Genomic DNA, 13,032 nt, shown 5'->3' on the forward strand with positions numbered 1-13,032 from the left:
AGACAATTAAAGTCAACCTAACGCATAACCGGAAACGCGGCAAGGCGAGCAGAAAGAGTTTTTACTTATTGCTGGCGGGTTTACATATCAGGAGACATAGCGGCCAGAAAAGCCGCTATGGGCAAAGCGGGGTTAGCCGTGACTGGTGAAGCGGCCAAACAACTGGTAGCGCGAGCCGGGGTAAACCAGGCGGGCGGAGGTGACGATGCGGCTTCCGCTCCAGGTGCGACGGTGGATCAACAAGCAGGGTTCGTGCTCTGCCAGTTGCAGCAATTCGCGTTGCTCGTCGCTGGCGCTGACCGCTTCGACCCGATGTTCGCCCGCCGTCAGCGGCGATATTTCCATCAAATAGGTGTAGGGCATCTGTTTGTTGAACACCTGGCGCAGATAATCCGGGGCGGCGGCCGGGTTAACGTAACGGTCTTCAATTTGCACCGGCACGCTGTTTTCGTAATGGACGATTTGCGAATAGAACAGGGTGTCGCCGGGCGCGATACCTAATTGCATGGCCTGATCGGCATCGGCCTCGCGGGCTTCGCATACCAGAATCCTGCTGTCGTGGCGATGGCCGCGCTGGGCGATCTCATCGGCGATATTATGCACTTCCAGCATCGGCGTATAGGCTTTCGCTTCGGCAACGAAGGTACCGACGCCCTGCATGCGGATAAGAAAACCTTCGCTGGTCAGTTCCCGCAGCGCACGGTTAATGGTCATTCGGCTCACGCCAATTTCATTGACCAGTTCACTTTCCGATGGGATACGTTGGTGGGGCTTCCAGGCGCCGGAGCGAATCTGGCCGATAATTGCCTGCTTCACACGCTGATAAATCGGGGCAGGGGTATCACTCATGGCGGCGGCAAGCTCAGACAGTGCCTGCCGGTTCACGCCGTGTTGTGCTACACCGTTAGGTGAAGGCTCCGACATTTTCTTACCTCTCAAAAGATCCACAGGTATCAGGAACGTTTCCACAACGGCCGGCCATATTCACCGCGCAGGGGATAAGCGCCAGTTGCTGAAAAACGAAAAATAGTAAAAAAAAGATGCTGCAAGTTTACAGCCAATTCAGGCATATGTATATGTATAGACAAATTGGTCACAGGTTTGGCAATGGCCTGCATAAAGGTATGCAGGCATTGCTTTTCCCTGTTCAGGAAGGTTGCTATGCCTGCATATTTTGCTCCACGTGTCTTGCTCGCCAGAGGTTGGGCGCACCATGTCCGACTGGAGGTTGATGATGTCGGCATACTGACCGACATCACGCCACAAGCCTCTCCCGATGGTTGTATCCCGCTTTCCGGTCCGGTGGTGCCAGGGATGCCGAACCTGCATTCTCATGCTTTTCAGCGCGTAATGGCCGGGCTTGCGGAAGTGGCGGGCGACCCGCAGGACAGCTTCTGGACCTGGCGCGATCTGATGTATCGCATGGTGCAGCGGCTGACCCCGGAACAGGTCGGCGTGATCGCCCGCCAGCTCTATATCGAGATGCTCAAAGGTGGTTACACCCAGGTCGCCGAATTCCATTATCTGCACAATGACATCAGCGGTAAGCCCTACGCCGATCGCGGTGAGATGACCGCTCAGTTGAGCGCCGCTGCCGGGGACGCAGGGATTGGCCTGACGCTCTTGCCGGTGCTTTACAGTTATGCCGGGTTTGGCGGGCAGCCTGCTCAGGCGGGGCAAAAACGCTTTATTCAGGATGCCGACAGCTACTTAGAGCAGCAGGCGATCATTGGGCGGCAAATCAATGGAAAATGGCTGCAAAACCAGGGGCTGTGTTTTCATTCCCTGCGTGCGGTGACGCCTGAACAAATGGAGCAGGTATTATGCGCCAGCGACCCGACGCTCCCGGTCCATATTCATATCGCCGAGCAGCAAAAAGAGGTCAACGACTGCCTGAGCTGGAGCGGTCAGCGCCCCATCAGTTGGCTGTATGATCATCTGGATATCGATGCCCGCTGGTGCCTGATCCACGCCACCCATGCGGATGGCTACGAAGTGACGAAAATGGCCCGTAGCGGTGCCGTTGCCGGCCTGTGCCCGACCACCGAAGCGAATCTTGGCGATGGTATTTTCCCGGCAGTTGATTATCTGGCGCAGGAAGGACGCTGGGGCATTGGCTCAGACAGTCATGTCTCGCTCAATGTGGTGGAAGAGTTGCGCTGGCTGGAATATGGCCAGCGCCTGCGCGATCAGCGGCGTAACCGGCTGGTCACTGCGGGGCAAACGCGGGTAGGGGATGTGCTTTATACGCAGGCGTTATCCGGTGGTGCGCAGGCCTGCGGTGTCAAGGTGGGGCAACTCTCGGTCGGTTATCGCGCCGACTGGCTGGTGCTCGACAATCAGGACCCTTACCTGGCAGTAGCCAACGATAGCGAGTTACTTAACCGCTGGTTATTTGCAGGGCATGCCGGGCAGATCCGCGATGTCTATGTTGGCGGCGTTGCGCGCGTTATTGACGGGATTCATCCTCAGCAACAGGCCGCCGCGTCTGATTTTCTGCATCTGTTGCAACAGCTTTCTCAGGAGAGCGCATGAACAACTGGCACCCGTTTTCCCTTGGCGCGTTGCCGGTGAGCCGCTGGCGCAATGGCGGGGGAGAAACCCGCGAGATCGTCAGTTGGCCTCCGGGTTCGCCGCAATTTGACTGGCGCGCCAGCATTGCCACTATTGCCGCCGATGGCCCGTTTTCCGCCTTCCCGGGTATTGATCGTTCGATAACGTTACTGAGCGGAGAGGGGGTGCATCTCTGCGATGGCGGACAACTTAGCCACCGACTGAGCACTGTCGGCGCACCGTTTGCTTTCAGTGGCGACCTCTCACTCAGCGCGCATCTTCTGGGCGGTACGACGATGGATTTCAACCTGATGACCCGCCGCAATGTCTGCGCCTCCAGGGTGGTCGCTCTGCGTGAGAGCGGGATAATCACTGCCGGGCAAGGCGGCGTGCTGTATGCCATTCATGGCGACTGGCAACTGCCGGACGGAACCCGTTTCGGCAAGGGCGATGGCTTCTGGTGGTCGATAAGCGACAGACAGGCGCAATGGTTGATTTCGCCGCTTGCACAGTCAGTACCTGGCGATGGCCTGTTGTTGTGGGCTGCGGTCACGGACTAACCCGGAGCAGGTTGCACTGAAATAGCGCGCCGGGCGCACTACTTTGATTCGTCAGGCCCACCGCCAGTGGGCGAAAGCAACGATACGGGCGTACTTGCGGACTGGCACAAAGCTTGCTTTATCTTTCTCGGCTTAATTGTATAGACAAGAATATACAGAAGCATCATTCGCCGGTGGCAATTTGCTGCGCAGGCATTCCCCGAGACAGGTAATTTGGCAGGAGTGGCAGATGAGCAACATGATTTCCAGGACTGTACTAAAGCGTTCGTTATCTCTGTTAGGGCTGGCAGTCGCGTTAGGTGGTGCGGCTAACACAGCGCTGGCGGCGGATACGCCGGTGGCGATTGGGATTTCCGGCTGGACCGGCTTCGCGCCGCTGACCCTCGCCGACAAAGCGGGCATTTTCAAAAAGAATGGGCTTGATGTGACCCTGAAAATGGTCCCGCAGCAATCCCGACATCTGGCGATTGCCTCCGGTTCGCTGCAATGCGCGGCGACCACGGTAGAAACCTATCTCACCTGGAATGCCAGCGGTGTGCCTGTTAAGCAAATCGTGCAACTGGATAAATCATACGGCGCGGATGGGATCGCGGTACGTAGTGGTATCAACAGCGTGGCTGACCTCAAAGGCAAAACGATTAGCGTCGATGCTCCCGGAACCTCATCTTATTTTCTGCTGGCGTGGATCCTTGATAAAAACGGCATGACGATGAAAGACGTCAAACTCGCGACCTTAGGGCCAGACGCCGCTGCGCATGCGTTTATTGCCGGGCAGAACGACGCTGCCGTGACCTACGAACCCTATCTTTCCAACATCCGCCAGAGCCCGGATAAGGGCAAAATCCTGACCACCACACTCGAATACCCGATGGTGATGGATACCCTTGGCTGCACGCCATCCTGGCTGGATAAAAACCCGAAAGCGGCCCAGGCGCTGGTCAACAGCTACTTCGAGGCGCTGGATATGATCAAAGCCGAGCCGGATAAAGCCAATGAGATCATGGGCGCGGCGGTGAAAGAGACCGGTAAACAATTTGCCGAAGAGTCCAGTTATCTGCGCTGGCAGGATCGCGATGCGAACAAAAAATTCTTTAGCGGCGAAATCGTGAGCTTCACCAATGAGGCGGCACGTCTGCTTACGGAGATGAAAATTCTGCGTAAAACGCCGGATATCAACACGTTGTATGACGCGAAGTACGTTACTCAGCCATGAAGGACCACGATATGAACAGTCCTGTCAGTCAGGCCGCGGACTACGCCAGCAAGACCACGACAGACTTACGCGAGCCGGCACCTCTGCCGGCAAGCAAAAAGGTCTGGCATAACCCGTTGATGGTGCCATTACGCCCCGTTGCGCCCCGGCACCGCTGGTTTCTGGGCTTCTGTTTTTTTGTGCTGTTTTTTGCCTTATGGGCGCTGGTGACCTTTACCGGTCTGGTTGCTCCGACTTTCCTCGCAAGCCCGGCCAGTATGGTGCAGGAAGGGGTGTTGTTGTTTACCGATTTCGATTTCACCACCGATATCGGCATGACGGTAATGCGCGTTTTGGGCGGGTTTATCCTGGCCTGTGTTATCGCTGTGCCTCTGGGTATCTGGATGGGCTCGTACAAACTTATCGAAGCTTTCTTCGAGCCGTTTGTCTCATTTTGCCGCTACCTGCCTGCTTCCGCATTTGTGCCTCTGCTGATCCTGTGGGCCGGTATCGGTGAAATGCAGAAGATCCTGGTGATTTTTATTGGCTCTTTCTTCCAGATAACCCTGATGGTCGCTGTCGCCGTGGGGGCTGCGCGTCGCGATCTGGTTGAGGCAGCCTACACCCTGGGGGCGACAAATAAGAGTGTAGTGCGTCGGGTCATTATTCCCGGTGCGGCGCCAGAAATCGCCGAGCTCTTACGTCTGGTGCTCGGCTGGGCCTGGACCTATGTGATTGTGGCGGAGCTCATCGGTTCATCCAGCGGGATAGGCCATATGATTGTCAACAGCCAGGCGTTACTCAACACCGGGCAGATGATCTTCGGCATTATCGTTATTGGCTGTATTGGATTGCTCTCCGACCTGTTGTTTAAAGCGGTTAACCGCCGTCTGTTTGTATGGAGCTCACTGTAATGAACTATCCGAAGCTGAGTGTCCGCCAGGTGGAGCGTGTCTTCAGTGGCCCGAAAGGTGAAAAAACCCAGGCACTGTTGCCAGTGGATTATCAGGTCAATGAGAACGATTTTATTACCATCCTCGGCCCTTCCGGCTGCGGCAAATCAACGCTGTTGCGTATTGTCGCGGGGCTTGATCAGCCTACTCGCGGTGAAGTCTGGCTGGATGGGGAGCTGGTTGACGGCCCCGGCGCGGATCGCGGCATGGTCTTCCAGAGCTATACGCTCTTTCCCTGGCTTACCGTTGAGCAAAATATCCGCTTTGGTTTGCAGGAGCGTGGCGTGAGTAAAGCGGCGCAAAAGGAGCGCAGCGACTATTTTATTAATAAGGTCGGTTTGCGTGGCTTTGAGCATCACTTCCCACGACAACTGTCAGGCGGCATGCAGCAACGCACGGCGATTGCCCGTGCGCTGGCCAATGACCCGAAAATTTTGCTGATGGATGAACCCTTTGGTGCGCTTGATAATCAGACGCGCGTGATGATGCAGGAGTTACTGCTGTCGATATGGGAGTCCTCACGCAAAACGGTACTGTTTGTGACCCACGATATTGATGAAGCCATTTTTATGGCCAATAAAGTGGCCATTTTCAGCGCCCGTCCGGGACGAATCAAAACCGAAGTGGCGGTGAACTTTCCGCATCCGCGTGATTACACCTTAAAGACGTCGCCTGAGTTTATGACGCTCAAGGCGCGGATAACGGAAGAGATCCGTACCGAAACGATGCAGACCATGGATCATTGATCGCCCGTTTTTTGCTTCGTGTTGCCACTTTTTTGTCAGGTTGTGCGTAAGCACCCGGTGGGCCGAGTCCTTACCGGGTATATTTTCAGCTCTACTTGTATATACAGGAATAGATTATGGCTCCTTCATCCACCGGTTTCACTCTTTGCCGACTGCAGCCCGGTCAGGTCGACCTGCCCATGCTTCGCCAGATTTATCAGGGTAATGTTCATCTCGCGCTGGCGGAGGAGGCCCGTGCCGATGTGCTGGCCTCTCAGGAGACTGTCACCCGCATTGTGGCATCGGGGGAGGTAGTGTACGGCATCAATACCGGGTTCGGCAAACTGGCGCAAACCCGCATTCCGGCCGAGCGTCTGGCGGAATTACAGCGCAATCTGGTGCTGTCGCACAGCGTGGGGACGGGTAAATATCTGGCGGATAACATCGTGCGCCTGGTGATGGCCACGAAGATCCTCAGCCTGTCGCGTGGTCATTCCGGCATTCGCATTGAAGTGATTGATGCCCTGATAACGCTCTTTAATGCCGGGGTCTATCCCTGCATTCCGGAAAAAGGATCGGTGGGGGCATCCGGTGATTTAGCCCCGCTGGCACACCTGTCGCTGATGCTGATTGGTGAAGGTACGGTGACGGCGCAGGGCAATACAATGTCGGCGGTGGAAGGTCTGGCGAGTGCGGGGATACGCCCGTTCGAACTCGGGCCGAAAGAGGGGCTGGCGCTGCTTAACGGCACACAGGTTTCGACCTCCCTCGCACTGTCGGGATTATTTGAGGCTGAGCGTGTCTTTGCCGCCGGGCTGGTGGCCGGCACCCTGTCGCTGGAAGCCATTAAAGGTTCCGTTAAGCCGCTCGATCCGCGTATTCATGAAGCCCGCGGACAGCAAGGTCAGATTGCCGTGGCGGCAGCGCTGAGCAAAATCCTCGCCGGGAGCGACATTGTGACCTCCCATGCGGCATGTGGCCGCGTGCAGGACCCGTATTCCATCCGCTGCGTGCCACAGGTGATGGGCGCATGTCTGGATAACTTACACCATGCCGCCCGCATCCTGCGTATAGAAGCCAATGCCGCTTCCGATAATCCACTGGTCTTTGCCGAAAACGGCGACGTCATTTCCGGCGGCAACTTCCATGCCGAACCGGTGGCTTTCGCCGCCGACATTATCGCGCTGGCGGTCGCTGAGATTGGGGCAATATCTGAACGCCGTATGGCCCTGTTGCTGGATACGGGATTATCCGGTTTGCCGCCATTCCTCGTGCGTGACGGCGGGGTGAACTCCGGCTTTATGATTGCTCAGGTCACCGCCGCCGCGCTGGCCTCAGAAAACAAATCGCTGGCCCATCCGGGAAGTGTTGACAGCCTGCCCACCTCTGCCAATCAGGAAGACCATGTCTCGATGGCGACCTACGCCGCACGCCGTCTGGGTGATATGTGTTTCAACACCAGCGTTGTGGTCGGCATTGAAGCGATGGCCGCCGCGCAAGGGGTGGATTTCCACCGCCCGCTGCAAAGTTCAGCGACGCTGGAAAACGAAATGAAAGCGATTCGCCAGAACGTTGCGTTCCTTGAAAAGGACCGCCTGATGGCACCGGATGTCGAAATGATGCGTCTGTGGGCGTCCCGCGAACGCTGGCCCGCAGAAATCGAAGCGCTGTTGCCGAGCTTCGCCTGATAACGCTGTGCAAAAAATTCAAATTTAGAGAAGGAAATGAACATGAATGCGTCACACAAAAATGCCGAAGCTCGCGTTGTCCGTGCGCCCCAGGGGAGCGAACTGAGCTGCCAGAACTGGTTGATTGAAGCGGCCTACCGCATGATTCAGAACAACCTCGATCCGGATGTCGCTGAACGCCCGGAAGATCTGGTGGTTTATGGTGGTATCGGCAAAGCGGCCCGCAACTGGCCAGCCTTTGAGGCAATTCTTGAGAGCTTACGCAAGCTGCGGGAAGACGAAACCCTGCTGGTACAGTCGGGGAAACCGGTCGGTGTTTTTCGCACCCACACCAACGCGCCACGGGTATTGATTGCTAACTCCAACATCGTTCCCCACTGGGCGCACTGGGAACACTTCCATGAACTGGATAAAGCCGGTCTGATGATGTACGGCCAGATGACGGCCGGTTCATGGATTTACATCGGTGCACAGGGCATTGTGCAGGGCACCTACGAAACCTTCGCCGAAGCCGGGCGCCAGCATTACAACGGCAACCTGCGCGGTAAGTGGATTTTAACCGCCGGGCTGGGCGGAATGGGCGGCGCGCAGCCGCTGGCAGGCGTCCTGGCAGGCGCGAGCGTGCTGGCGATTGAGTGCCAGGAATCTCGCATCGATTTCCGTCTGCGCACGCGCTACCTCGACTACAAAACCCACAGCCTTGACGACGCCCTGACGATGATTGAAAAAGCATGTGCCGAGAAAAAAGCCATCTCTGTTGGCCTGCTGGGTAACGCCGCTGAGGTGATGCCTCAACTGGCGGCACGGGCGAAAGCAGGCGGTCTGCGCCCGGACATTGTCACCGATCAGACCTCGGCGCACGATCCGCTCAACGGTTATCTGCCGGAGGGCTGGAGCCTGGAAAAATGGCAGCAGACGCGCCAGTCCGATCCGCAAGCGGTAGTGAAAGCGGCCCGCGCTTCCATGGCGAAACACGTGCAGGCGATGCTCGATTTCCACGCTATGGGGATCCCGACCGTCGATTACGGCAACAATATTCGCCAGGTTGCCAAAGAGGAGGGGGTAACCAACGCCTTTGATTTCCCGGGATTCGTTCCTGCTTATATTCGTCCGCTCTTCTGCGAAGGCAAGGGGCCTTTCCGCTGGGTTGCGCTTTCCGGGGACCCGGAAGATATCTACAAGACCGACGCCAAACTGAAAGAGTTATTCCCGAATAACGCCAATCTTATCAACTGGCTGGATATGGCACGCGAGCGCATTGCGTTCCAGGGGCTGCCAGCACGCATCTGCTGGCTTGGCCTGGGGGAGCGCCATCTTGCCGGGCTGGCCTTTAACGAGATGGTGCGCAATGGCGAGCTAAAAGCGCCGATTGTCATTGGCCGCGACCATCTTGATACCGGCTCTGTTGCTTCGCCTAACCGCGAAACGGAAGCGATGAAAGACGGTTCTGACGCGGTATCTGACTGGCCGCTGCTCAACGCGCTGCTCAATACCGCCGGCGGCGCGACCTGGGTCAGCCTGCACCATGGCGGCGGCGTGGGGATGGGCTTTTCTCAGCATGCCGGGATGGTCATCGTCTGTGACGGAAGCAAAGAGGCAGATGAACGGCTGGCGCGGGTGCTGTGGAATGATCCGGCCACTGGCGTGATGCGCCACGCGGATGCGGGCTATGAACAGGCGAAAGCCTGCGCGCAGCGTCATCACCTGAATTTACCCATGATCTGATGATGAATGCCGGATGGGTGCTTCGCGCTTATCCGGCTGTTCCCGGAGGGATGTAATGGCCTCAGATGTCGCAGTTTCCGACCCACTATTTGCTTTGCAACAACAGACACTTATCAGTCTCGCTCGCTCCACGGCACGCACCCTGGGGCTGTATAACGCCGGCCTGTCAGCAGAGGCGGTACGGCAGAAATATGGCGTAACGCATATCGCTAAACTGGCCAGTAATGAAAACCCGTCGGGCGCCAGTCCGCAGGTAGTCTCAGCATTACAGGCGGATGCCGCGCTCAGCGCCGTCTATTCCGATGCTGCCAGCACGCAATTGCGCGATGTGCTGGCGGACCATACCGGCGTGAGCGCCGAAAATATTGTCATGGGCAATGGTTCAGAAGACATTCTGCATATGCTGGCGCTGGCCTTTCTTAACCCTGGCGACCGCGTTGTCACGCTGCTCCCTTCGTTTGGCCTGCACGAGATTTTCCCGCGCATGATGGGCGCGGACGTGACCCTTGTCGGGGTCGATCAACAGCAACAGTTCGACGTTGCGGCCTGGGAGCAGGCGCTCTCCACGCCCGCGAAAATGGTCATTTTCAGCAATCCGTCAAACCCCGTGGGGTGTATGCTCGACAAAGACGGTTTTGCCCGCATCATTGCCGCCGCGCCGCAGGAGTGCGTGCTGGTCATTGATGAAGCCTATTTCGAATATTGCCAGGATGACCCGAATTATCCCGACAGCCTGACGGTGCTGGCGGCGCAGCCGCGCCCGTGGATTGTGCTGCGTACTTTTTCGAAAGCCTGGGGGCTGGCGGGACTGCGTGTGGGCTATGGCTTAGCCAGTCACCCTGAACTGATCAATCTGCTCAACCGCGTGCGTACACCCTTTAATATTAACCGCGCGGCGCAGGCGGCAGCGGTGGCGGCGTTGGGCGATCAGGCGCATGTGAAAGCGAGCGTTGCCCTGGTGAACACGCAGCGGGAGAGTATGGCCGCAGCGCTCAGACGTCTGCGGTTTTACGTGGCACCCTCACATGCCAATTTCCTCTTCTTTAACTGTGGACGGCCCAGCAATGAGATGGCGCAGCAGTTGTTGCGCTATGGCGTCATCATCAAGCCGTGGCGGGAGCCTGGCTATGAGCAGTGGATTCGGGTATCGATTGGCAACGAACAGGATAACCAACAATTTATCGACGCTCTGCAGGCGATCCTCACACAGGGGGCTGTGTGAAACGGGCGCCACTCAATATTGAAGAACTACGCCATCGGGCCAGACGGGCGCTACCGCGTTTTGCGTTTAGTTATCTTGAAGGGGGGGCGGATGACGAGCAGACGTTGCGGGATAACCGCAGTGCCTTTGCCCGCTGGCGCTTTATTCCCCCGGTACTCAATGATGCGAGCGAACGCGATCTCTCGGTCACCCTCTGCGGACAGAAACTGGCGGCGCCGCTGCTGATTGCACCTACTGGTTATAACGGCATGTTGCGTTATGGTGCCGATGCGATGTTAGCGCGTGCCGCCAGAGATGCCGGGATTGGCTATATCCAGAGTACCGTCTCGACCGCACCGATAGAGGAAATCGCGGCTGAAAATTTGCCCCAGCACTGGTTTCAGCTGTATGTGCTCAAAGATCGGACGGTCACCTCAGGGCTGCTGGCACGCGCAAAAGCGGCAGGGTGCACTACGCTTGTGGTCTCCGTTGATGCGGTGCACTTTGGCAATCGGGAAAAAGATAAGCGCAACTACCGCCGTCCGATGAAGCTCTCACTCTCCAGTCTGTTTGATATTGCGCTACATCCCGCCTGGGTATGGCGCACCATTCGGCCTGCGGGCGTCCCGGGATTTGGCAATTTAACGCCATATGTCCCGGCGGATAAGCAGCGGGGAGCCGGGGGCGCAAGTTATTTTGCCGGGCAAATGGATACGCGTCTGACCTGGGAGACGCTGGCGTGGATCCGCAGTCAGTGGTCGGGGCCGATGCTGGTTAAAGGAATTCTCGCGCCGGATGACGCAACGCGGGCGTTTGCAGCGGGAGCCGATGGCATTGTGCTCTCGAACCACGGCGGGCGGCAACTTGATGGTTCTGTGAGCGCCATGGAGGTGTTATCTGAGATCCGTCACCGCTGCGGGCCGCAGGCCACGATTCTTATCGACAGCGGTTTTCGCCGTGGCACTGACGTGGTGAAGGCGCTGGCATTGGGGGCGAACGGCGTTTTGCTCGGGCGGCCAATGCTCTATGGCGTGGCCGCTGATGGTGAGGCCGGGGCGAAGCAGGCGCTGGCGCTGATTTTGCAGGAAGTTGACCGCACCCTGGCACAACTGGGATGTACGTCTATTGCCCGGTTAGGGCCACATTTGCTGCGTCCTCAATCCTGACAGGGAAGAGGGCAGATTTGTTCATCACGGAGAGTCTTTTATGCAGGCACTGAATATCATCTTCCCGGCGCAAATTTTACGTGGCGCAGGCGTTATCAACCGCCTTGGCGGGGTGTGCGCCGCACTGGGCAAACTCGCGCTGGTTATAGGCGGCCATGCCGGACTGGCGGCGGTGGAGGCGCAGATTCGCCATCAACTGGCGATTACGGGGGTTGAACTGGCGGGCCTTGAGTGGTTTGGCGGCGTGTGCAGCGAAGAGAATATTCAGCGTCTGGCCCGGCAGGTCGAGGCAACAGGGGCGGATATGGTGATAGGCGTCGGCGGTGGCAAAGCGCTCGATACCAGTAAAGCCGTTGCGGTACAGACGCAGGTGCCGATTGTTACCATCCCCACCATCGCAGCGACCTGTGCGGCCGTGACGCCATTGACGATCCGCTATCATGCCAATGGCCATTTTCGCGACCTTTTCCCCTTAGCGCAGGCACCTGCGGCGGTCATTATCGACAGCGAAATTCTGGCAAACGCGCCGCTGCGCTGGCTTGCGGCGGGTCTTGGCGACACGCTGGCAAAATGGTACGAGTTTCGCGCTATCAGCACGCAACATCAGAACCACAGCGGCGTCGCGCAGGCGTCCAGCGCCAACAGCCGTATCTGTTATGACCTGATCAAGGTTCACGGCCCTGCAGCCTGCGACGCCGTGCGGGCAGGAAAACCCAACGCCGCGCTGGAACAGGTGCTGGATGCCATCTTTATGTTTGCCGGACTGACATCCCTGATGAGCAGCGGTGCTCATGCCGCCGCCGCCCATGCGATTTATGAAGGCTTTACGGTCTGTGATAAAACCCGCGAATTCGGTCACGGGTTACTCGTAGGCTTTGGCAACCTGTGCCTGCTGGCGCTGGAAAAGCGCAGTGATGAGGAGTTGCTTGAGGCGCTACGTCTGGCGCATGCCTGTGCGTTACCGCTGCGCCTGAGCGACATTGCCGCGCTGGATGCCGGCGAGCTCGAACAGATTGTGGAAATGTCCGTGCATGCGCCTGATATGGAAAATATGCCGGATAAGGTCACCACACATGCGCTCTACCAGGCTATAGCCCGCGTCGAAGCGATGGCGGCATTAGTCTGATTCGACCACCAGATACGTTATGTCACCCAAAAAGCTGGCGGCCATGCCAGCTTTTTTCGTTCTTTTGAACAGGCGCTCTGCCCCACAGCAGTGCGCGATGCCCCAAATTGTCGCAGGATTTACCGATAAATTTCGCAGACGAT

Annotated in this window: 11 protein-coding genes; 10 read left to right on the forward strand and 1 reads right to left on the reverse strand. The window is 57.5% G+C overall.

Annotated elements, in window-relative coordinates:
- Positions 1-132 precede the first annotated feature (132 nt).
- On the reverse strand, positions 133-924 hold the full coding sequence (gene hutC, locus AAIG39_RS17615) for a histidine utilization transcriptional repressor HutC (RefSeq protein ID WP_090086487.1): 792 nt from the start codon (positions 922-924) through the stop codon (positions 133-135).
- 237 nt (positions 925-1,161) lie between these two features.
- Between hutC and AAIG39_RS17620 the strand changes: the two genes are divergently transcribed.
- From AAIG39_RS17620 to AAIG39_RS17665, 10 genes are all read left to right on the forward strand, one after another.
- Positions 1,162-2,535, forward strand: a complete 1,374-nt coding sequence (locus AAIG39_RS17620) for a formimidoylglutamate deiminase (RefSeq protein WP_343194388.1) — start codon at positions 1,162-1,164, stop codon at positions 2,533-2,535.
- Positions 2,532-3,113 carry a HutD/Ves family protein gene (locus tag AAIG39_RS17625; RefSeq protein ID WP_090086490.1) on the forward strand — a complete coding sequence of 194 codons (582 nt, stop codon included), beginning with the start codon at positions 2,532-2,534 and terminating at the stop codon, positions 3,111-3,113. Before AAIG39_RS17620 ends, AAIG39_RS17625 begins: the two co-directional genes overlap by 4 nt.
- A gap of 229 nt (positions 3,114-3,342) precedes the next feature.
- On the forward strand, positions 3,343-4,326 hold the full coding sequence (locus AAIG39_RS17630) for an ABC transporter substrate-binding protein (protein ID WP_090086492.1): 984 nt from the start codon (positions 3,343-3,345) through the stop codon (positions 4,324-4,326).
- Between the two features lie 11 nt (positions 4,327-4,337).
- Positions 4,338-5,219, forward strand: coding sequence for an ABC transporter permease (locus tag AAIG39_RS17635; protein WP_090086494.1), 882 nt, complete (start codon positions 4,338-4,340; stop codon positions 5,217-5,219).
- The gene (locus tag AAIG39_RS17640; RefSeq protein ID WP_090086495.1) at positions 5,219-6,004 is read left to right on the forward strand and encodes an ABC transporter ATP-binding protein; all 786 of its coding nucleotides are present in this window, start codon (positions 5,219-5,221) and stop codon (positions 6,002-6,004) included. Before AAIG39_RS17635 ends, AAIG39_RS17640 begins: the two co-directional genes overlap by 1 nt.
- A 116-nt stretch (positions 6,005-6,120) precedes the next feature.
- The gene (hutH, locus tag AAIG39_RS17645) at positions 6,121-7,671 is read left to right on the forward strand and encodes a histidine ammonia-lyase (protein ID WP_343194389.1); all 1,551 of its coding nucleotides are present in this window, start codon (positions 6,121-6,123) and stop codon (positions 7,669-7,671) included.
- A gap of 42 nt (positions 7,672-7,713) precedes the next feature.
- A complete protein-coding gene (gene hutU, locus AAIG39_RS17650; RefSeq protein ID WP_090086500.1) occupies positions 7,714-9,396 on the forward strand; it encodes a urocanate hydratase in 1,683 nt (560 codons plus the stop codon).
- 55 nt (positions 9,397-9,451) lie between these two features.
- Positions 9,452-10,618: a histidinol-phosphate transaminase gene (hisC, locus tag AAIG39_RS17655; RefSeq protein ID WP_343194390.1), complete on the forward strand. Its 1,167-nt coding sequence runs from the start codon at positions 9,452-9,454 to the stop codon at positions 10,616-10,618.
- Complete coding sequence (locus AAIG39_RS17660) at positions 10,615-11,763, forward strand: alpha-hydroxy acid oxidase (RefSeq protein ID WP_343194391.1); 1,149 nt, start codon at positions 10,615-10,617, stop codon at positions 11,761-11,763. Before hisC ends, AAIG39_RS17660 begins: the two co-directional genes overlap by 4 nt.
- A 40-nt stretch (positions 11,764-11,803) precedes the next feature.
- Positions 11,804-12,889: an iron-containing alcohol dehydrogenase family protein gene (locus tag AAIG39_RS17665; protein WP_343194392.1), complete on the forward strand. Its 1,086-nt coding sequence runs from the start codon at positions 11,804-11,806 to the stop codon at positions 12,887-12,889.
- Positions 12,890-13,032: the final 143 nt, after the last annotated feature.

Source organism: Phytobacter palmae (genome assembly GCF_039409775.1).
GTDB lineage: Bacteria > Pseudomonadota > Gammaproteobacteria > Enterobacterales > Enterobacteriaceae > Phytobacter > Phytobacter palmae.